The sequence below is a fragment of the Prosthecobacter sp. genome, from assembly GCF_044227185.1.
In the GTDB taxonomy this organism is placed as follows: domain Bacteria; phylum Verrucomicrobiota; class Verrucomicrobiia; order Verrucomicrobiales; family Verrucomicrobiaceae; genus Prosthecobacter.
Map to the genome: position 1 here is coordinate 469,372 of NZ_JBGAFO010000001.1, position 18,972 is coordinate 488,343.

Below are 18,972 nucleotides of genomic sequence, written 5' to 3' on the forward strand. Positions count from 1 at the left end.
GCGTTTTAGCGGGGGGTGGCCAGCACGGCGGCCACGGCCTGCAGAATCGCCTCCACTTCCGCCAGTCGTCCCACCCCTTCGTAGCCGCAGGCCAGCATGCCGGAGGCTGGCTCCACGAACTGCGCGCCGTAGCCGCGCAGGGTTTCCACGTTTTTCTGCGTTGCGGGGTGCTGCCACATCTTGCCGTTCATGGCGGGGGCGATCAAGATCGGGGCGCGGGTGGCCAGGGCGATGGCGGTGAGGGCATCATGGGCAAAGCCATGGGCCATGGCGGCCAGGACGTTTGCCGTGGCGGGGGCGATGAGGAGCAGATCCGCCTCGTCCGCGAGCTGGATATGCCCGGGCTGCCAGCCCTCCTTTTCGGCAAACAAATCACTGATGACCGGATTTTTCGACAACGTTCCCAGAGTGAGCGGCGTAACAAACTCCAGCGCGGACTTGGTCAACACACACGTCACAACGTGGCCGGCTTTCGTGAGCTGGCTGGCGAGGTCCGCCGCCTTGTAGGCTGCGATGGAACCGGTGACGCCGAGGATGATGCGGGACATGCAGGGACAATAAACCCTAAAGTCCGCCCGCAAAGCCCGATCTGCGAAGCCGCTTGCCATCCGGCCCCCGAGAAAGCACATTCCCCACCCGAATACCCCCATGCGCTGCCCCAAATGCGGAAGCTCCCAGGATAAAGTGATCGACTCCCGCGAGGCGCGGGAAGGGCATGCCATCCGCCGCCGTCGCGAATGCATGCGCTGCGACTTCCGCTTCACCACCTACGAGATCGTGGAGCGCGAGGAGCTGCGCGTGGTGAAGCGCAACGGCGCCCGCGAGAGCTTCAACCGCGACAAGCTGCTGGGCGGCGTGCGCAAATCCTGCGAAAAGCGGCCCGTAAAGATGGAGCAGCTTGAACAGTTGGTGGACGACATTGCCAACGAGCTCGAAGAGGAAGGCTACCGCGAGATCCCCAGCACCGTCATCGGTGCCAAGGTCATGCGTCGTCTGGAGACTCTCGACCACGTGGCCTACGTGCGCTATGCCTCGGTGTACCGCCAGTTTGAGGACGTGGGAGAGTTCATCGACGAGATCAAGAGCCTCGGCGAGCGCCGTCCACGCGATGGGCGGCAGCCGGAACTTTTTCGTTAATCCCCCATGAGTGAGAAGACCATTTTTCAAAAGATCATCGACCGCGAAATCCCCGCCCCGCTCGTTTATGAAGACGATCTGGTGGCCGCTTTCAACGACATCAACCCCCAGGCGCCGGTGCATGTGCTGATCGTGCCAAAAAAGGTGATCTCCCGTGTGGGCGAAGCCATGGCGGGAGACCAGGCCACGCTGGGTGCGCTGCTGCTGGCGGCGGGAAAGATTGCCGAAAAGCTGGGCGTCTCAGACCGCGGCAAAGGCTTCCGTCTCGTGATCAATCACGGCAGAGACGCAGGGGAAACCGTACCGCACATGCATGTGCATCTGCTGGCTGGACGCAGCCTGAACTGGCCTCCTGGCTGAGCCAGAATAGGCATCAAGCCCATCCGCCCTCACATTCTCCTGCTCCTCCGGCAGAGTGCCTCTGTCATGCCACGGCCTACATTGTGACAAAAATGTAACAATAAATGAGTGGACCTCGTTGGCCCCTTCATTCGCCACCAATGGTCCGCCTTTCTCGCCTCTTCTTCCACCCATCTCCTCCCCGTCCAGCGCCTCTGCACTCGTGTTTGTTTGCCGGCTTTCTCCTGGCCGGATTGTTTTCCTTCAGCACCGCCCTCCACGGGGTCACTGCCGCTCCGGCGCCCACCGCCGCCGCTGCCGCCAGACAGCCTTCGCTGCTGGATCAAATGTGGGGCCTCCCCGTGCTCTATGAGGCGAAAACCGGCTTTCTCACGCGCTTTCAGCTTTACGGCATCCTGCAGCTTCAGGACGCCCAGGGCTGGTCTGACCGCGGCAATTTCGGCAGCCGTGACCGCCCGCAGGATGTGCGCTGGGGGGACCTGGAGGTGCGCCGCATGCGCCTCGGTTTCAAATCCAAGTGGCTGGACGGCAAAGGCCGCCTCGATGGCCTGATCGACATCAACCCCGACTTCAATCAGTTCTACGGCCGCATCAACATCCTCTTCTTCGAGTATGCCTTCTCAGACGCTCTCACCCTGGGCATTGGCAAGCATCAGGCCTACTTCGCCCTGGAGCGTACGACTTCCTCCCGTGAGTTCCTGACCGTGGAGCGCTCCCTGCTCACAGACATGCTGTGGACGAGCTGGTACACCGGCGTCTGGGCCACCGGCAAGGCCGGCAATGTGCTCTGGGAGCTGGCCGCATACGCAGGCGATGACGAGCGTGAGTTCACCACCTTTCACGGGGGCGCGCTGCTCCAGGCAGGCATTGGTTACGACCTCAAGGAGGCCACGGGGCTGGACCGCGCCTCGATCAATTTTGACTACCAGAAGGCCACCGCGGACACCTCCGTGAAGGGAAACACCTTTGAAGGCGCCCCTTCCCCCTACCCGTTTGAGAGCGCCATGTCCCTGAACACCATCTGGGAAAAAGGCTCCTGGGGATTCTACACCGACATTCTGCACGGCCATGGCCGCGGCCCGCAGGGAGATGTGTCCGGCATCATCATCATGCCCACCTTTTACCTCACCAAAAAGCTGCAGTTTGTTGGGCGCTACCAGTGGGCGGCGGGTGAGAATGATGGCCTCCGCCTCTCCAGCCACTACGACCGCCTGGCACCCTACAACACCGACGGCGGCCACGGCCGCCGGTACCAGGCCCTCTACCTGGGGGCCAACTACTACATCTACGGCCACAAGCTGAAGCTGATGAACGGGATCGAATTTGCCACCATGGACGGCGGCGGGGACGGTGGCAGCTACAATGGCTGGACGTGGTTCAGCGCGCTGCGCATGTATTTCTAGCCGCCCCGGGGGGCAAAAAAAACCGGTCTTGGTGCAACTTTGGCTTATGGTAGCTGTTTGAAAGCCTGATCTAAACCCCCGCCCCGTCATGGAACCCCTCTCGCCCCAAGACCCCGTCGCCAAGCTGCTGGCCCAGGCCCGCTCGGTCGAGGTGCGTGCCCATTTCGCGCAAAACGTGGCCCGCGCCGCACGTCAGACGCCGCAGGATCGCGGCTGGCTGGCCGCTCTGCGCCTGTGGTGGGAGGACGTCTCCTTTGCGGATCCCTCGGCCAAATGGACCTTTGCCACGGTGACAGTGGCCGTCATGGCGCTGGCGTTCGTCATTCTCCAGGCCCAGCCCTCGGCTGAGACCCGTCTGGCCCAGCAGGAGGCTCCGGTGCTCGCCGCGCCGGAACTGCCCCTGCTCCCTCAGGCTGCGGAGACGCCCTGGGAGGCCACCTTTGACACTCAGGCCCTCCTGGCGGTAGATGACACCTCCCAGCTCACGGACAGCGAGATCGGCTTCCTGCTGTATTAATACAGCCTCGTGACCGCGTGTGACGAAAACGTCGGCACATGCTGACGGACGAATGAAACCGCCATGCCAAATGGCGTGATGGGCCCCTCTGCCACGCCATTCTGGAATGAGAAGCACTGCCGCCAGCACGGCTGGTGGCTGCTGCTCACGCTCACCCTTCTGCTGTACCTGCCGGGCACGGCCACCCTGCCGTTGATGGACCGCGATGAACCGCGCTTTGCCCATGCCACGGTGGAAATGATGGAGCGCGGCACCTGGACCATCCCGTATTTCAATGGCGCGTATCGTTTCGACAAACCTCCGCTGACCTACTGGTGGATGCGCCTGCACTACGCCCTGCTGGGTGTGAACGAACTGGCGGCGCGCCTGCACAGCATCGTGGCAGTGTATCTCACCGCCCTTGTGGTCACGGGCATGGCGCGCAAGCTGGCTGGAAATGCCGGCACCGGCCTGCTCGCGGGGGTGGCCTGGCTCACCAGCCTGCAGTCGCTGGTGCATGGCCGCCTGTGCGTGGCGGACATGCCCATGATCCTCTGCGTGGCGCTGGCCTGCCGGGCGCTGGTGGAGTTGCTTACTGCCGCGGAGGAGCGGCGCTGGGGCGGCTGGTTCGGGTGCCTGTGGCTGTCTCTCGGCGCCGGATTTTTGGCAAAGGGGCCCATTGCCTGGCTCGTGCCCGCACTCGCGCTGCTGCTGTGGCGCTGGGTGTTCTGGAGAAGGCCGCTGCCGTGGCGCAGGCTGCAGGCCGTGCCTGGCCTCTGCCTCGCGGTGGCGATGGTGGCGGCCTGGGGCATTCCAGCTCTGATCGAAACCCAGGGCGCTTTTTGGAAGACGGGCATGGGAGAGCATGTGGTGAAGCGTGGCACGGATGTCTTCAACGGCCGCAAGTTCCTTCCGGGCTACTACCTCCTGACCACCTGGCTCAGCCTCTTTCCCTGGATCGGTTTTGCCCTGCCCGTGTGGCGCAGTCTGCGGGCCCGGTGGACGGCGCAGACGTCTTTCCTCACGGCGTGGTTTCTCGCGCCCCAGGTCATCTTCTTTTTCTATGCCACCCAGCTCCCGCATTATGTGATGCCGGGTTATCCCGCCTTCATCGTGCTGCTGGCGCTGGCGTGGCAGGACCGCAGCCGCGCATTGCCGGGCGCGGCGAAGTGGCTGACGCTCGGCCTGGGCGCTCTAATAGCCGGCGGGTGGGTGTTTGCGGCGGTGATGCCCATCCAGCAGGGCAGCATCCGCGGGCTGCTCTACAGCGCCCTGCTGGTGCTGACCTGCGTGCTGGTGCTTGGCGGAGCCCTGGTGTGCGTGGTGTGGAAGCAGGGCCTGACGCGCCGCAATGCCTGGCTCGCCGGCACGGTGGTGGTGCTGACGAGCCTGAGCCTGGCGCTGCTCGGCCTGCAGTTGCGCGCCACCTCGGTTCCAGTGCGTGTGGCCCGGCAGCTCGGTACGGCGCCCCAGGACATGACGCTGCACGGCTGCGGCTACACCGAGCCGAGCCTGGTATTTTATACCAATCACGTCTGGCAGTTCACGGATGATGTGAATGCGGCCACGCAGCTTCTCCAGCGGCCCGGCCCCCTGGCCGTGGTGCTGCTGAAGCGCGACTGGACGCTGGACCGCTGGTTCAAAGGACTGCTGGGAACCGCCCCGCCTGGCACCGCTGCCAGGGATCACACAGCAGCGGTGCAGGCCCTGGAGAATGTGGAAACGCAGTCCATCGAAGGCTTCAACATCGCGCGCTTCAGCTGGGCTGAGGTGGTGCTGGTGATCAAGCGCTAGGCCGCTTCGATCCCCCTCTTCCTCCTGCTCATGCTCCTCCTCCCTTTTCCGGGAGTAAGAGGGGGAGCAGGAGGAAGAGAAAGATTGCCTGCCATCCGCCGCACCGTGAGCCCCAGTGGCACGCCAAACACCAGCGCGATGAGCACGGAAGTCAGCACATCGCTGGGATGATGGCAGTTGTTCTGCATGCGGGACCACGCAACGCCGCCGGACACCACCAGCAGCGGGGCTCCCGCCGCAGGAAACGCGACGGCCAGCGGCACGCAGGCGCCGAATGAGGTGGCGGTGTGCGCGCTGGGAAACGACTGTTTGCGCGCGCTCAAGGTGGGGCCGTAAAAACCGGCGGCCAGGCCGCTGCCGGGCCGGGCCCGCCCGGTGGTCACGCGCATCACATTCACCAGGCCTCCGCTGAGCACCGTGCCCATCACCGCGGCCAGCGTGAGCCGGCGGAAAAACGGCGAGCGTCGCACAAAGGCAAAGCAGGTGAGCGTGGCAAACACGAACACATTGAATCCCGCGAGATCTCCCCAGTAGCTCAGCCAGCGCGCCACGCTGCGCGCGCGCTCTGACTCCACCGAATCTCCCACGTGCCGCACCTGCGCCAGCAGCGCCAGATCATGCGGCATGAGCGCCGCCACCAGCACACCGCCCGCCAGGATGAAGCCCAGCAGCTTCCGGCGGTTGGCGGCCAGCATGGCCCTGGCGCTGCGGAAGAGGCACACCACGTCCGACCACCAGCAGGTCAAAAGAGGGCGTGCATGATGATTGAACCCGGCGGGAAGCCAGGAGGACGAAGGCTCCGCGGCGAGCTCATTCCAGGACGCCGCATACGTGGGCGGCAGGCCGTGCTTGTTGTCCATGACGCCAATGAAAACAAAACAGGCGAAATGCCCAGTCCCTGGTGGCAACAGATTCGTTGCGTCGCGGCTGTGTGACGAAACATACACACTCCCCCGCTGGCTCGCGCTCACATTCCGCGTGAACACTGCGCACTCCCTCCGCGCTCATGCTCAAAGAGTCCCCACCTCGCCGTCCGGTTCACATGTTGAAATCGGCCCATGACATGGTCTTCCGCCATGTTCACAATTCCAACCTCATCTACAACACCGCCTGGGAGGACCCGCGGCTCGACCGCCAGTTGATGAGGCTGGATGCAGGCAGCCGTGTGGTGATGATCACCAGCGCCGGCTGCAATGCGCTCGACTACCTGCTCGATGGCCCCGCGGAGATCCATGCAGTGGACATGAACTACCGGCAGAACGCCCTGCTGGAGCTCAAGCAGGCGCTCATCCGCCAGGGCGATTTCGAAGAGCTGTTCGAAATGTTCGGCTTCGGCTCGCATGCAAATTACGCCTCCGTCTATGCCCGCGTGCGCGGCACGCTGTCCGGGCCGGCGCAGAAGTACTGGGACAGGCGCATCAATTTTTTCAGCCCCACGAGCCTCAAGAAATCATTCTATTATCACGGCACCTCGGGCATCGCCGCGTATGTGATGGGCAATGCGCTCTTCAAGCTGCGACCGAACGTCAAAAACTTCGCCGCCTGCCTGCTGGACGCCCGCTCCCTGGAGGAGCAGCGCCATGCCTATCAGCTCTTTGAGCGTGAAATCTGGGGCCCCTTCAGCAACTGGCTGCTGCGCCAGCCCACGCTGATGACTCTGCTCGGCGTGCCGCGCCCGCAGATCAAGCTCATTCAGGACTCCTACCCCGGCGGGCTCACCGACTACGTGAAGGACAAGCTGCGCCACGTCTTCACCGGGCTGCCCATCAGCGACAATTATTTCTGGCGCGTGTACATGACCGGCTCCTACACGCTGGGCTGCTGCCCGAATTATCTGAAGCAGGAAAACCTCTCCACGCTGCAGTCGCGCGTCGGCCGGCTGAAAAGCTACACCACCACGCTTTCGGGCTTCCTGCGCGAATATCCCGGCAGGTACACCCACTTTGTGCTGCTCGATCATCAGGACTGGCTCGCCGCGCATGACACCGAGGCGCTGCGCGATGAATGGGAGCTGATCCTGGCCAACAGCGCTCCTGGCGCGAGGATCCTCATGCGTTCGGCGGGCGTGAACCTCGACTTCATTCCGGAGTCGATCCGCTCACGCCTGCGCTTCTTCACGGAACGCACGGAGGCCCTGCATCAGCTCGACCGCGTGGGCACCTACGGCAGCCTCCACTTTGCGGAGGTGCTGTGATGAGCACCGCCGCCGCTGACACCCCGGCCCGCACGGGCGCCGCGCTGGAGCGCTACTACCAGTTTCACTCGCGCATCTATGACGCCACCCGCTGGAGTTTTCTGTTCGGGCGCGAGAGCGCGCTCATGCGCGCTTCCTGTGTGGCCAGGGCCCAGCGCATTTTGGAGGTCGGCTGCGGCACGGGGCGCAATCTGGCGGGCCTGCGGCGGCATTTTCCTCACGCGCACATCACCGGCGTGGATCTCTCCGAGCAGATGCTCGCCATTGCCGCGAAGAAGATTCGCGATGACCAGACCACGCTGCTGCGCCGCTCCTACTCCGCCCCCGTGCATCCGGATGGAAAGCGTTTCGATCTCGTGCTGTTTTCATATGCCCTGTCCATGTTCAATCCCGGCTGGGAGCAGGCCATCGATGCCGCGTGGGAGGATCTCGCGGAGGGCGGCTGCATCGCCGTGGTGGATTTTTCCCACTCAAACCTGGCGTGGTTCCGCCGCTGGATGGGCGTGAACCACGTGCGCATGGAGGGGCACCTGTGGCCGTACCTGGGCCAGAAGTTTGTTCCGCTGCTGGATGAGCGCTTCACCGCCTACGGCGGCGTGTGGCAGTACGGCATCTTCATCGGCCGGAAGCAGCGCTGAGTGTGGCGATACTGTTTCGTGCAGTCCGGTGAAGCGGTCGCATTTTCCCGTGATCCGCAGACACTTTTGCTCATGATGTACTTCCTCATTCCCGGCGCCCTGCTCGCGCTGTTCGCCTTCATCCATTTTCTGCGCCGCTTCAGCATGGCGTGGTCCATGCGCGGCTGGCGGCGCACCCAGGGCACGGTGGTGACGGCGGAAATGCGGCGCGCCCAGATGAAGACGGCGGACGGCTGCATCATGTATGATCCGGTCCTGCGCTACTCCTACACCGTGGACGGGCGGACCTTTGAGAGCAGCCGCTTCACCCACCGGACCGTGCGCAATCCGGCGGGCCCCATGACGCAGTTTATTGCCAGGCTGGCGCAGGGTTCGCAGGTGCCTGTGTACTATCACCCGCGCCATCCACAGGAGGCCGTGGTGCAGCCTCTGGCCTGGCGGGGCGCCGCGCTGGCCGCCCTCTTCTGCGCCATGATGCTGGCAGTGCTGGCCACCGCCGTCTGGCTCACGTAAAAGCATGAGCTCCGCCGCTACGAACGCCTTCGCAGCACCACAGCTCGGGCGCTGTGCTCTGGGAGGCCGCGCGGCGCAGATCGCCCTCGTCGGCTTTGTGGCCGGACACGCCTTTCTGCCCAACGTCTGGCTGCATCTGGGCTGGCTCCTCATCGCGGGGGTCACCGCCTGCGTTTGCGTGGACTGGACGCCGCAGATCAAACGCTGGCGGCGGGACGCGGGCGCCTTGTCTGTCATCCTGTTCCTGGCATGGATGACGCTGCGTTCCTGCCTCCAGATGCCCTTGGTTTCAGGATCCACTCAGAATGAAGTCATTCGCGGCATCCTGGGCATTCTCCTGCTGCTGATGTTCTGTGCGCTGGTCTGGCAGCAAAGCCAGACCCGTGGCTCTCTCCGCCTCGTGGGTTGGGCGACGTGTGTGGCGGCCGCACTCGCCGCGCTGATCAGCATCGTGCTCTGCTGCTTCGTTCTGCCCGGTCATCACGTTGGAGAGCGGCTCCAGAACTTTCTCGTGCATGGCGGCCTCAATCCGGTCTGCACCGGCCTGACCTTCGGTTTTGCGGCGCTGTGGCTGGCGGTTTTGGTGGAGGATGTGACCACCCCGTGGCAGCGCCGGCTTTCCTGGGCTGCCTGCATGCTGCTGCACTTTGCCACCTTTCTCTCCGGCAGCCGCGGCGCCATGCTGGCCATGGCCGCGGGCCATGCAGTGCTGCTGACCACGCGCGGCTGGCGGCGTGGCAGGGCGGCGCTGGGCGTGTTTCTGCTGACGGGCACGATCTATTTCACCACCGGACCGCTGCTGGCGCTCACCCTGCCGTCGGGCGCCTCACCATCCGCCTATGCCTTGCAAACCGCTCTCGATCGTGGCGACAACGGCCGCCTGGACATTTACGGCGCGGGCTGGCACGCCGTGGACAATGTCTGGCTCGGCACCGGACAGTGGGGAGTGCGCGAAGTGTGGCAGTGCGAGCTGCAGGCCAGGAGCGACACCTCGCTCCTGGAGCATCTGCACAGCGCTTTCTTTGCCACCCTGGTCCACGGCGGACTCGTGGCTGCGTGTCTGCTGCTGCTGATGCTCGCCTATGGCATCAGACGCGCGTGCCTTCTCGCGGCCCGTGGCGACCCCGCCTGGATCTCCCTGCTGGCTTTTGGCTGCGCCGGTCTTCTGTTTGATGGCGAGTCACTCGCCTCCCTGGCCACGGCGCCACGATTTGAAGGCCTGCTCTTCTGGCTGCCGCTGACCGTGGCGCTCGCGCGCGGGGCGGTTACGGCACCACGCGCAGATTTCTGAAGCCCGCCTCCCCATCAAACACGATCAGGTTGAGCTGTGTCTTGGCTTCGGCGATCACAGGATGCTTCCCAGTCGCCGTCACCCCCGCGATTTGCGCGGTGATCTGATCGCCCTTGAAGCTGATGCGCAGCGTCTGCCAGTCTTCCGTGTTCAACTTGAGCTTCTGGCGCGCGAGCGGCTCGGTCTGGTTTTTGTCCTGGCCTTGATCCGGGTTCTTGGTGATCTCCAGCATGGTGTTGCTGACGACAATGCGGAAGGAATGCCTGCCACCGGTGTGAATGCGCAGCGAGTGCCGTCCCGCGGTGTGCAGTTTCATTTCGTACTGCAAAGTGCCGTCGGTGATCGACAGCGGTGCGCTCAGCGTGGCGCCCTGCTCCGCACCTTTGGGCGCGGGATTCCAGATGGCCTCGTCATGCACCTGCCAGGTGCCGCGGGTCATGGTCCAGGGCTTGCCCGGCAGCGCCTTGAAATCCTCTGACATCACCGCATTTCCCGCCAGCGGCGGGAGTGCAGGCGGCGCCTTCTTCTCAACAATGGGCGGCAGCTCGCGGCTGTAGCCTCCATCGCGGTAGCGGTTCACCAGCGCGCTCAGTTCCTTCACCACTTCCGGGTGCTGCGCGCTGACGTCCGTGGTTTCGGCCGGATCTTCCTTCACATTGTAAAGCTGCGGCTTGAACTGGCTGGCATGCGCTTTCCGCGCTCCGAGTTTCATGTCGCTCACCGGCACGCCTTCGATCCATTTCCACGGACCTTTGCGGATCGCGAAGACGCCATCGGAACTGTGGATGAACATGTGGTCGCGCGTGGGCGCGGCATCCTTCGTGCCGAGAAAGGCGGGCAGCGCGTTGTAGCTGTCTTCCGCGGCGGTGGCGGCTGCGGGCAGCTTTTCCCCCACAATCGCCGCCGTGGTGGCGAGAATGTCGGCAAGGCTGATCATGTCGTTGCATTCGGTGCTCGCGGGGATCTTCGCGGGCCAGCGCGTGATGAAGGGCACCTTGAAGCCGCCCTCCCACACGTCGTGTTTGCCGCCTTTGAGACCGGCGTTCACCTTCAGCCCGGCCTTGAAGGCCTGTGTCTGCACCGTCTCGCGCGTGGGCGTGAAGACGCCGCCGTTGTCGCTGCTGAAAATGACGAGCGTGTTTTCAGCGATGCCCTTGTCATCCAGCGCCTTCAGCACGCCGCCCACACTGCGGTCCAGCTCGAGAATCCAGTCGCCGTAAGGTCCGGCCTTGCTCTTCCCCGCCAGGTCCTTCTCCGGCGTCACGGGATTGTGCACCGCCACCGGTGTGTAGTAGAGGAAGAAAGGCGTGCCCTTCTTCTGCTGGGCAATCCACTCCGCCGCCTTGGTGGTGAGCACCGGCATGACGCGGTCATTCACGCGGCGTGGTGCATCGAGGTCGAGGATCGTCGCCTTGCCATTCTCCGTGTCTTCGGGTCCGTAAGTGGCCTTGAAGCTCGGATCGTCCGCGTCGGGGCCGCGCAGCTTCATGCCGTCGGGGATTTTGCCGCTGCGCAGGCCATAGACGAAACGGTTTTCCACGTACACGCCGGTGAGGTCGCCATGGTTGCTGGGCACGCCGAAATGGTAGTCAAAGCCGATGTCCAGCGGCCCGGGAGAAAGCTCGGCGGTGTAGTCCGTGCGCCATTTCAGCGAGCCGTCGTCCGTGCCGTAGCCCAGGTGCCATTTGCCGATGGCGGCGGTCTGGTAGCCGTGCCTTTTCAGCAGGGAGGCCATGTTCAGCCGTGTGGTCTCGATGTGCAGCGGCGAAAACGTGCCCAGCACCTCATGCGTGAGCGAGGTGCGCCAGCAGTAGCGGCCCGTAAGCACCGAATAGCGCGTGGGGGAGCAGACGGAGGAGGTCGTGTTCGCATCCGTAAAGCGCCGCCCTTCTTTCGCCAGCCGGTCAATGTTCGGCGTCTGCACGAGCTTTCCATCCGCGCCATAGCAGCCCGCGCTGCCGTAGCCGTAGTCGTCGGCCAGGATGATGACGATGTTGGGGGTGTCCGCGGCGATGGCGGACGAAACAATGAGGGCAAACAGGAGCAGAAAACGCATGGCCCCCTTCACGAAGAATTCACATTCGACCTTTCGTGAATTCGCCGTGAACTGAGGCGCGCGCATTGACCACGCTCGTGCCGCGTCGCAGAATGCACCCACGGCGAAATCCACCGCGCCTCCAAAAATGCTCACCCCGCCCACCTCCCGGCTCCTGTCACTGGTCCGTGGCGACACCGCCAGCCTGGTGCGCTGGCTGGCGGAAAAATCCGTGCGGGCGACTCTGCCGCTGGTCATAAGCATCGTGGCCGGATGTGGGGTCTATGGCCTTGCCATCGGCCTGGGACGCGCGCCGCTGATGGCCGTCTTTGTCGCGGTGAAAATGCCGCTGCTCATCTTCCTCACGCTTGGTGTGAACGGTCTCATCAACGGCATGTTTGGCTCGCTGCTGGGCAGCGGCATGTCATTCCGCCAGACCATGCAGGCCTGCCTGATGAGCTTTGCGCTTTTTGCGCTGATCGTCGGTTCGCTCGCGCCGGTCATCCTGGGCATGGCGCTGGACCGTCCGGCGGATGGCACCCCGGAGCTGGAGCCGTGGTACCGCGTGTTTCTGCTCAGCAACACCGCGGTCATCGCCTTTGCCGGCATCATCGCCAATCACAAGCTGCTGCGTTTGATTGAGGCCTTTTCCGGCAGCGCCGCCGCGGCGCAGCGCACTCTGGTGGCGTGGCTGGCCGGGAATCTCTTCGTGGGGGCGCAGCTCTCCTACATCCTGCGTCCTTTCTTTGGCAACCCTGCGCTGCCCGTGGCCTTTCTGCGCCCGGAACCTTTCGACGGCACCTTTTATGAAGCGGTCTGGAGCATGATCGTGGCGAGCCTGCCCGAGGACAATGCGACGGTCGTGCTGCGGCTTTTCCTGGTCATGGGGCTCGTCGTCTGGCTCTGCATGCGTGCCCCCGCCCGCGACCCTGCGCAGGCTTCCAAAGTATTTACCGCCACCACCTCACACCATGAACATTGAAACCACACCCGAGCCGCCTCCCGCCCCGCAATCCACACCGCCAAAGCTGGATCTGCAGCCGCTGGGCGCACACGCCTCGTTTGTGGCCGTGATCGAAGCCCTGCTCAAGCAGCCCGGGCGCATCATGCATGAGTGCAGGCACGGGGGCGGCAAAGTACCTGCCCTTCTGTTTGTGGGCGCCTTGCTGGGCCTGGCGGTGTTTGGCATCCTGCTCGGCACCTTCTCCGGCGGCGCGCAGTACTGGGCGGCGCCGGTCAAAGTGGTTCTGGGAGTGGTGGCTTCGCTCGTCATCTGCCTGCCGAGCCTCTACATCTTCAGCGCTCTCGGCGGCCTGGAGGCGCGGCTGCCGCAGATCGTGGGCATGCTGCTGGCCATGATTGCGCTCACGGCCCTGCTGCTGCTGGGCTTCGCCCCGGTGGTGTGGATTTTTTCCCAATCCACCGAGTCGGAGGGCTTCATGGGCTTTCTCGTGCTCGCGTTCTGGCTCATCGCCCTGTTCTTCGGCTTCCGGCTGCTGCTGGCGGCCGCCAGCACCTTTGGCATGACCCGCAGGCATTACCTCAATGTCTGGATCGGCATCTTCCTGCTCGTGACGCTGCAGATGTCCACCACTCTCCGGCCCCTCATCGGCACCGCCGACACCCTGCTGCCGACGAAAAAGAAATTTTTCCTCCAGCACTGGGGCGATGAACTGGGGGGAGACACGACCGGCCACCGGTACCGCTGACCCCGCCCGAAAGCTTTCCCGCCGCCTTTCTGATTGCGACGGCCCGCGCACGCTTCACAGTGCGTACCATCATGCCCCGTCGCGCGCTCTTCTCTCTATTGCTCTGCCTTGTCAGCCTCTTCCACACCGGCTGTGAAACCACCGGCCTCTCTCCTCAGCAGGCCGCCGCGGTGGAGGCACGTCATCGCCAGATTGCCATGGAGCCGCGTGGTGACTACTTCATCGGCCGCCGCTTCTACATCAATCACACACATCTCTGGGGCTATGTGCGCAGTCCGGGGCAGACTTGGGAAAACTCCAGGCTCGTCATCATGAACGAGCGCTACCAGAAGATCCCCTACCGCCTGCCTGAAGTGCCGAACGAGGGCGGCTACGCCTACGGCGACGACCACAACACCGAGTACACCCTCTGGGGCCGCTTCACCGGACGCAAGGTGTTTGACCCCAACAGCAACCTCGTCCTGCCCGAGTTTGAACTGCGCCGCTGGGAAGTCCGCAACGAAAGTCCCGGCTGGCTCTTCAAGCCCAACGAGCGCTTCAACGGCTCCCAGCTCCTGCGCTCCGAGCCCGGCACGACTCCCTGACGGGAATGACGAAACCCGGATGGCGAATGACGAATTTCATCCCATTCGGGCTTCGCGCTTCCTTCGTCATTCCTCATTCTGATTTCGTCATTTTTTCTTCATGCCCACGACCGACCTGATCGCCGATCTCGAATGGCGCGGCCTGCTCAAGCAGTGCAGCGACCTCGATGCCCTCAAGGAAGCCCTCAAAACCCAGCAGACCTTCTACTGCGGCTTTGACCCCACCGCGGACAGCCTCCACATCGGCAACCTCCTCCCTCTCATGGCCCTGCGCCGCGTGCAGGAGCATGGGCACAAGGCCATCGCCATCGTCGGCGGCGGCACCGGCCTCATCGGCGACCCCAGCGGCAAGGCCAACGAGCGCACGCTCAACACGCCCGAGACCGTCGCCGAATTTGTGAAGCGCATCGAAGTGCAGATCCGCAGCATCCTCGTGCCGGAGCAGACCATCGTGGAAAACAACGCGGACTGGATCTGCAAGATGAGCGCCGTGGAGCTGCTGCGCGACGTGGGCAAGAACTTCACCATCGCGTGGATGCTGGCGAAGGAATCCGTGAGCGCGCGCCTGGAGAGCGGCATCTCCTTCACTGAGTTCACCTACATGATCCTGCAGGCCTACGACTTCGTCGTGCTCAATGAGCGCCACGGCTGCACCGTGCAGATCGGCGGCAGCGACCAGTGGGGCAACATGACCGCCGGCATCGACCTCGTGCGCAAAATGCGCGACCAGAGGAACCTGCCCGAGCAAAGGACCTTCGTGATCACCTTCCCGCTCATCACCACCAGCTCAGGCAAGAAATTCGGCAAGTCCGAAGCCGGCGCTATCTGGATGGACGCGAAGAAGACCAGCCCCTACGCCTTCTACCAGTTCTGGGTGAACTCCGAAGACCCGGACGTGCCGCGCTTCCTGCGCCAGTTCACCCTGCTCTCGCACGAGGAGATCGAAGCCATCGAGGCCGAGCACAATGCCAATCCCGGACAGCGCAGCGGCCACAAGCGCCTCGCCGCCGAAGTCACCCGCATGGTGCATGGCGAAGAAGAGCTGCAAAAAGTCATCCTCGCCTCCCAGGCCCTCTTCGGCGGCGCCGATCTCGCCACCGCCGATGTCGGCACGCTCATCGAAGCCACCGCCTCCGCGCCGAGCACCGAAGTCGATCTCGCCACCATCCCGCAGATCGCCGATCTCCTCGTCACCCTCGGCCTCGCCACCTCCAAAGGCGATGCCGGCCGCCTCATGAAAGGCGGCGGCTTCTACATCAACAACGTCCAGGTCCCTGCCGGAGAAGTCCCCACCCTCACCGCCGAAAACTTCCTCGGCGGCAAGCTCTGCATCCTCCGCAAGGGCAAGAAGAGCTACGCGACGGTCCGGGCGGGGGTGTGAGGGCACGCCACGTTTTCCCATAGAATGACGGCCGCTTTGCGTTAAAATGACTGCATGCAACTGACTCTCGACATCCCGGACGATGTGGCCCGTTCCCTGCCTTTGCCACAGGAAGAACGACGCCAGCGTCTGCAGACGGAGATGGCCTGCCTGCTCTACTCCAAGGGTTGGCTGAGCTATGGTCAGGCCGCGCGTGTGTCTGGTCTTGACTACTATCGCTTCGGCTTCGAACTGGGCGACCGCAACATTCCCCGTCAAATGAGCGAAGAAGACGTGGAGCACGAGCTGGCCTATGCACATCGTCAGCAACACGTCTCCCGTCTCTAACCTCGCCATTGTCGGCAGGCTTGACCTATTGCGCGCCAAATTTGGACGCGTCATCATTCCGCTGGCGGTCGCCTTTGAATTGTCCCGGCTCAGTCATCCTGGTGCCTCGTCAGCCATCAAGGCCGCCCTGGCTTCCGGCTGGCTCGCAATCGTTCCGGTGCCTGATCGCACTCTGCTTCCAGTGCTTCGCGCACGGCTGGATGAGGGCGAGGCAGAAGCCATCGAACTAGCACGTCAGACGAATGCCGATTTGCTCATCATCGATGACGCCGCCGGGCGTGCCGTTGCGCGCGAAGAGGGCCTGCCTTTTGTCGGGATCATCGGCCTGCTGGCCGAGGAACGCGAAGCAGGCCGCATCGTCAGCCTGAAAGCGGAGCTGGATCGTCTTCGCGCTGAATCGCGATTCTTCATCGCTCCGGCATTGGAAGAAAGCGTGTTGCGCCGTGTGGGTGAGATCGCATGATCTCCCACCGCTCATCATGAAGCTTCTTGCCGCTCTTGGTTTCATCATCGCCTCCGTCTCGGTTTCGATTCGCGCCGCAGACTCGTCCCCGCTCAATGCCGACCTCCTCATCGTCGGTGGCAACGAATCCGCCTGTGCGGCAGCCGTTCAGGCCGCGCGACTGGGCGTGAAAAAGATCGTGCTGGTCAATGACATCGAATGGCTCGGCGGGCAGTTCAGCGCGGAAGGCGTCGGCTGCCCGGATGAATGGACAGGCGTGAACGGGAGACGCGTGAATTTTCCCCGCAGCGGCATTTACAGCGAGGTCATCAACCGCATCCGCGCGCACAATTCACAAACCTACGGCATCCCCTCGCCCGGCAATTCCTACTGCGGCACCGAAACCATCGAGCCCGCCGCCGCAGCCAAGATTTTTGAAGATCTCGTCAAACCCTACACCGACTCCGGCGTGCTGCGCATCGAGCGCGGCTGGCAGCCAGACAAGGTGACCCTCGAAAACAACCATGTCACCGGCTGCCTCTTCGTTCGTAGTTCGGGCTTTAGCCCGTCTGGCATCCTCACTGTCCGCGCCAAGCTCACCCTCGACTCCTCCGACTGGGGCGATGTCATCCACCTCAGCGGCGCAAAATACGCCGCAGGCCCCGATCTGAAATCCCGCTTCGGCGAAGCCAGCGCTCCCTCGTCCTTTGATGATGCAGGCGCGCAGGAAATGAACCCGCTCTCCTGGTGCGTCGTGCTGCGTGAAGCAGGCAAAAACAGCACCCTTCCCAAACCCGCCACCTACGACCCGCGCTCCTTTGCCGCACTCGACAAAACACCGCCGTGGGTGGACAGCGACATGAGCACCGGTCCTTACAGCCAGTCCGGCTGGAGCGTGTACACGCACCGGCGGCTGGTGGACCGCTGGCACAATCACCTCGCGCCCGGCACAGAGGCGACCTTTCTGAACTGGCCCGTGCAGGATTACCCGCTCTGCCAGCTTCCGCAGCGGGTGGTAGATGCCCTGGAAAAGACCGAAGCGGGAGCGTCGAGGAAGAACATCGTCGATCTCACACCCGCGCAGCGGCAGATCATCTTCGACGACGCGAAGCAGCACACGCTGGGCATGCTCCACTATCTGCAGACCGCGGTGCACGATCGCGTGGGCGACTTCCCGCAAAGCTTCCGCTACATGCAGCCCACCACGGAGTTTGGCACGCCCGATCTCCTGCCGCCGAAACCCTACGTGCGCGAAGGCCTGCGCATGGAGGCCCTCTACATGCTGCGCGAGCAGGACATCCGCGCCGAAACCCGCGAACCCAAATGGGCGAAAGTGATGGTTCCTGACGGCCTGTTTGGCTTCCAGTTCAACATCGACTTCCATCCCACCCGCCGTCGTTTTCTCAGCGAGGACCGCAACGGCCCCTGGCAATATGTACAGACGCCCTCGCGCGGCTGGCACACGGACACCGACCGCGCCATGTTTCCCCTGCGCGGCCTCGTGCCCGTGCAGATGAACGGCCTCCTCGGCTGCTCCAAGAACATCGGAGTCAGCAGCGTGGTGCAGAGCGCGCTGCGTCTGCACGGCCAGATGATGCATGTCGGCCAGGCCAGCGCCACACTGGCGTGGCTCTGTCTGCGCGAGGGCATCCAGCCTCGCGCGGTCGCAGCTTCGCAAAAGCACTGGCGTGAGATTCAGCTTCGCCTCGCACGCGGCTGCGGCGGCCCCGGCGTGCTGCTCTTTCCCTGGCAGGATCTGCCTTTGGATGCCGCGCATTTTGAAGCCGCCAGCATGCTCGCCATTCGCGGCATCTGGCCGGGGGATGCGAACAGCGTTTTCTTTGATGCCGACCACATCATGACACGCCGCGAGCTCGCCCGTGTCCTCGCACGAATCCTCCGCGCCAAATCGAATCCGCCCGAATGGAAAGTCGCCGCCTCACCACGCTTCACCGATGTCGGCAAAGACGATCCCGATCGCATCGCCATCGAGTCGCTGTGCTCCTGGGGCATGACCACCACCGATGAAAACTTCCACCCCGAGGACAAAGCCGGCTGGTCCATGCTCCACCGCTGGTGCACCGCCTTGAAGCTCCCGGTGAATCCCGGCCTCGCCAGCAAAGACGTGGCGCAGCGCCCTCTCCTGCGTGCCGATGCGGTGGTCCAGCTCTGGCATTCGCTGCAGCAGCAGGGTGAATGGCTCAACGATGATGACTCATGGCTGCAGCCCGGGCAAGACCACGATGAAGACGGCCGCATGAATCTCGATGACCCTCTGCCCTTCGACCGCAACAACAACGGCGTGCCGGACCGCCTCGAGCCCCTGCGGTGATATCACGCCGCATTCAAAACCGGTCTCCATTCAGCCGAATTCAGCTCTGTCCTTGCGCTCGTGCGCTCGTGTCCACGCTTCATTTCTCACTTTTTGTACATGAGTGCCGCAAACCCATGGGCCTCAATGATCCCGGATGGGATCACAGCCGGTAGCCAGGGATCAGCTCGCGTAGCGAGCGCCATCCCTGGAAGGGAGGCGCCCGCTCCGGAAGCAAAGCCAGCGCTTTCTACACACTCCGTGCCCTCCAGCAGCGCTTCACCGTACCGCCGCCACATTCACACCGCTTCGCCACGCACAAAGCCCCGACCCTCCTGCGGGCAGGGAGCATTTGGG

19 protein-coding genes are annotated in these 18,972 nt (G+C 63.7%); 16 read left to right on the forward strand and 3 right to left on the reverse strand.

Annotated features, from left to right (window positions below):
- Window positions 1–5: 5 nt before the first annotated feature.
- A complete protein-coding gene (locus ACILSQ_RS01900) occupies window positions 6–548 on the reverse strand; it encodes a flavoprotein (RefSeq protein ID WP_395741880.1) in 543 nt (180 codons plus the stop codon).
- Window positions 549–648: 100 nt separating this feature from the next.
- On the opposite strand from ACILSQ_RS01900, the gene nrdR reads away from it, so the two are divergent.
- From nrdR to ACILSQ_RS01925, 5 genes are all read left to right on the forward strand, one after another.
- Window positions 649–1,137: a transcriptional regulator NrdR gene (gene nrdR / locus ACILSQ_RS01905; RefSeq protein WP_395741881.1), complete on the forward strand. Its 489-nt coding sequence runs from the start codon at window positions 649–651 to the stop codon at window positions 1,135–1,137.
- A gap of 6 nt (window positions 1,138–1,143) precedes the next feature.
- Entirely contained in the window at window positions 1,144–1,497 is a 354-nt protein-coding gene (locus ACILSQ_RS01910) for a histidine triad nucleotide-binding protein (RefSeq protein ID WP_395741882.1), read from the forward strand.
- A 140-nt stretch (window positions 1,498–1,637) separates the two neighbouring features.
- On the forward strand, window positions 1,638–2,900 hold the full coding sequence (locus ACILSQ_RS01915) for a porin (RefSeq protein ID WP_395741883.1): 1,263 nt from the start codon (window positions 1,638–1,640) through the stop codon (window positions 2,898–2,900).
- A gap of 88 nt (window positions 2,901–2,988) precedes the next feature.
- A complete protein-coding gene (locus tag ACILSQ_RS01920) occupies window positions 2,989–3,417 on the forward strand; it encodes a hypothetical protein (protein ID WP_395741884.1) in 429 nt (142 codons plus the stop codon).
- A 78-nt stretch (window positions 3,418–3,495) separates the two neighbouring features.
- A complete protein-coding gene (locus ACILSQ_RS01925) occupies window positions 3,496–5,190 on the forward strand; it encodes an ArnT family glycosyltransferase (RefSeq protein WP_395741885.1) in 1,695 nt (564 codons plus the stop codon).
- On the opposite strand, the gene ACILSQ_RS01930 is transcribed toward ACILSQ_RS01925, so the two are convergent.
- Window positions 5,187–6,050, reverse strand: a complete 864-nt coding sequence (locus ACILSQ_RS01930) for a phosphatase PAP2 family protein (protein WP_395741886.1) — start codon at window positions 6,048–6,050, stop codon at window positions 5,187–5,189. The genes ACILSQ_RS01925 and ACILSQ_RS01930 overlap by 4 nt on opposite strands.
- A gap of 182 nt (window positions 6,051–6,232) precedes the next feature.
- Here ACILSQ_RS01930 and ACILSQ_RS01935 point away from each other — a divergent pair, with 182 nt between their 5' ends.
- The 4 genes from ACILSQ_RS01935 to ACILSQ_RS01950 all read left to right on the forward strand — a co-directional run bounded on the left by ACILSQ_RS01935 (window position 6,233) and on the right by ACILSQ_RS01950 (window position 9,826).
- Window positions 6,233–7,384 carry a DUF3419 family protein gene (locus ACILSQ_RS01935; RefSeq protein WP_395741887.1) on the forward strand — a complete coding sequence of 384 codons (1,152 nt, stop codon included), beginning with the start codon at window positions 6,233–6,235 and terminating at the stop codon, window positions 7,382–7,384.
- Window positions 7,384–8,022 carry a class I SAM-dependent methyltransferase gene (locus ACILSQ_RS01940; RefSeq protein WP_395741888.1) on the forward strand — a complete coding sequence of 213 codons (639 nt, stop codon included), beginning with the start codon at window positions 7,384–7,386 and terminating at the stop codon, window positions 8,020–8,022. The genes ACILSQ_RS01935 and ACILSQ_RS01940 overlap by 1 nt, the downstream gene beginning before the upstream one ends.
- 72 nt (window positions 8,023–8,094) lie before the next feature.
- The gene (locus tag ACILSQ_RS01945; RefSeq protein ID WP_395741889.1) at window positions 8,095–8,535 is read left to right on the forward strand and encodes a DUF3592 domain-containing protein; all 441 of its coding nucleotides are present in this window, start codon (window positions 8,095–8,097) and stop codon (window positions 8,533–8,535) included.
- Between the two features lie 4 nt (window positions 8,536–8,539).
- A complete protein-coding gene (locus ACILSQ_RS01950; protein WP_395741890.1) occupies window positions 8,540–9,826 on the forward strand; it encodes an O-antigen ligase family protein in 1,287 nt (428 codons plus the stop codon).
- Here ACILSQ_RS01950 and ACILSQ_RS01955 read toward each other — a convergent pair.
- Window positions 9,801–11,882: an arylsulfatase gene (locus ACILSQ_RS01955; protein ID WP_395741891.1), complete on the reverse strand. Its 2,082-nt coding sequence runs from the start codon at window positions 11,880–11,882 to the stop codon at window positions 9,801–9,803. The two genes, ACILSQ_RS01950 and ACILSQ_RS01955, sit on opposite strands and share 26 nt — an antisense overlap.
- A gap of 127 nt (window positions 11,883–12,009) precedes the next feature.
- On the opposite strand from ACILSQ_RS01955, the gene ACILSQ_RS01960 reads away from it, so the two are divergent.
- From ACILSQ_RS01960 to ACILSQ_RS01990, 7 genes are all read left to right on the forward strand, one after another.
- Window positions 12,010–12,843, forward strand: coding sequence for a hypothetical protein (locus tag ACILSQ_RS01960; RefSeq protein WP_395741892.1), 834 nt, complete (start codon window positions 12,010–12,012; stop codon window positions 12,841–12,843).
- Window positions 12,833–13,570, forward strand: coding sequence for a hypothetical protein (locus tag ACILSQ_RS01965; protein WP_395741893.1), 738 nt, complete (start codon window positions 12,833–12,835; stop codon window positions 13,568–13,570). Before ACILSQ_RS01960 ends, ACILSQ_RS01965 begins: the two co-directional genes overlap by 11 nt.
- 71 nt (window positions 13,571–13,641) lie before the next feature.
- Window positions 13,642–14,154 carry a hypothetical protein gene (locus ACILSQ_RS01970; protein ID WP_395741894.1) on the forward strand — a complete coding sequence of 171 codons (513 nt, stop codon included), beginning with the start codon at window positions 13,642–13,644 and terminating at the stop codon, window positions 14,152–14,154.
- Between the two features lie 100 nt (window positions 14,155–14,254).
- Window positions 14,255–15,535, forward strand: coding sequence for a tyrosine--tRNA ligase (gene tyrS / locus ACILSQ_RS01975; RefSeq protein WP_395741895.1), 1,281 nt, complete (start codon window positions 14,255–14,257; stop codon window positions 15,533–15,535).
- 54 nt (window positions 15,536–15,589) lie between these two features.
- On the forward strand, window positions 15,590–15,862 hold the full coding sequence (locus ACILSQ_RS01980) for a UPF0175 family protein (protein WP_395741896.1): 273 nt from the start codon (window positions 15,590–15,592) through the stop codon (window positions 15,860–15,862).
- Complete coding sequence (locus tag ACILSQ_RS01985; protein ID WP_395741897.1) at window positions 15,828–16,325, forward strand: DUF3368 domain-containing protein; 498 nt, start codon at window positions 15,828–15,830, stop codon at window positions 16,323–16,325. Before ACILSQ_RS01980 ends, ACILSQ_RS01985 begins: the two co-directional genes overlap by 35 nt.
- Before the next feature lie 16 nt (window positions 16,326–16,341).
- Window positions 16,342–18,636 carry an FAD-dependent oxidoreductase gene (locus tag ACILSQ_RS01990; protein ID WP_395741898.1) on the forward strand — a complete coding sequence of 765 codons (2,295 nt, stop codon included), beginning with the start codon at window positions 16,342–16,344 and terminating at the stop codon, window positions 18,634–18,636.
- Window positions 18,637–18,972: the final 336 nt, after the last annotated feature.

What these genes read in the sequence shown, in the direction of transcription:
- ACILSQ_RS01900 (WP_395741880.1), bottom strand. Translation starts at nt 548, where the DNA reads ATGTCCCGCATCATCCTCGGCGTCACCGGTTCCATCGCAGCCTACAAG.
- nrdR (WP_395741881.1), top strand. Translation starts at nt 649, where the DNA reads ATGCGCTGCCCCAAATGCGGAAGCTCCCAGGATAAAGTGATCGACTCC.
- ACILSQ_RS01910 (WP_395741882.1), top strand. Translation starts at nt 1,144, where the DNA reads ATGAGTGAGAAGACCATTTTTCAAAAGATCATCGACCGCGAAATCCCC.
- ACILSQ_RS01915 (WP_395741883.1), top strand. Translation starts at nt 1,638, where the DNA reads ATGGTCCGCCTTTCTCGCCTCTTCTTCCACCCATCTCCTCCCCGTCCA.
- ACILSQ_RS01920 (WP_395741884.1), top strand. Translation starts at nt 2,989, where the DNA reads ATGGAACCCCTCTCGCCCCAAGACCCCGTCGCCAAGCTGCTGGCCCAG.
- ACILSQ_RS01925 (WP_395741885.1), top strand. Translation starts at nt 3,496, where the DNA reads ATGGGCCCCTCTGCCACGCCATTCTGGAATGAGAAGCACTGCCGCCAG.
- ACILSQ_RS01930 (WP_395741886.1), bottom strand. Translation starts at nt 6,050, where the DNA reads ATGGACAACAAGCACGGCCTGCCGCCCACGTATGCGGCGTCCTGGAAT.
- ACILSQ_RS01935 (WP_395741887.1), top strand. Translation starts at nt 6,233, where the DNA reads ATGTTGAAATCGGCCCATGACATGGTCTTCCGCCATGTTCACAATTCC.
- ACILSQ_RS01940 (WP_395741888.1), top strand. Translation starts at nt 7,384, where the DNA reads ATGAGCACCGCCGCCGCTGACACCCCGGCCCGCACGGGCGCCGCGCTG.
- ACILSQ_RS01945 (WP_395741889.1), top strand. Translation starts at nt 8,095, where the DNA reads ATGATGTACTTCCTCATTCCCGGCGCCCTGCTCGCGCTGTTCGCCTTC.
- ACILSQ_RS01950 (WP_395741890.1), top strand. Translation starts at nt 8,540, where the DNA reads ATGAGCTCCGCCGCTACGAACGCCTTCGCAGCACCACAGCTCGGGCGC.
- ACILSQ_RS01955 (WP_395741891.1), bottom strand. Translation starts at nt 11,882, where the DNA reads ATGCGTTTTCTGCTCCTGTTTGCCCTCATTGTTTCGTCCGCCATCGCC.
- ACILSQ_RS01960 (WP_395741892.1), top strand. Translation starts at nt 12,010, where the DNA reads ATGCTCACCCCGCCCACCTCCCGGCTCCTGTCACTGGTCCGTGGCGAC.
- ACILSQ_RS01965 (WP_395741893.1), top strand. Translation starts at nt 12,833, where the DNA reads ATGAACATTGAAACCACACCCGAGCCGCCTCCCGCCCCGCAATCCACA.
- ACILSQ_RS01970 (WP_395741894.1), top strand. Translation starts at nt 13,642, where the DNA reads ATGCCCCGTCGCGCGCTCTTCTCTCTATTGCTCTGCCTTGTCAGCCTC.
- tyrS (WP_395741895.1), top strand. Translation starts at nt 14,255, where the DNA reads ATGCCCACGACCGACCTGATCGCCGATCTCGAATGGCGCGGCCTGCTC.
- ACILSQ_RS01980 (WP_395741896.1), top strand. Translation starts at nt 15,590, where the DNA reads ATGCAACTGACTCTCGACATCCCGGACGATGTGGCCCGTTCCCTGCCT.
- ACILSQ_RS01985 (WP_395741897.1), top strand. Translation starts at nt 15,828, where the DNA reads ATGCACATCGTCAGCAACACGTCTCCCGTCTCTAACCTCGCCATTGTC.
- ACILSQ_RS01990 (WP_395741898.1), top strand. Translation starts at nt 16,342, where the DNA reads ATGAAGCTTCTTGCCGCTCTTGGTTTCATCATCGCCTCCGTCTCGGTT.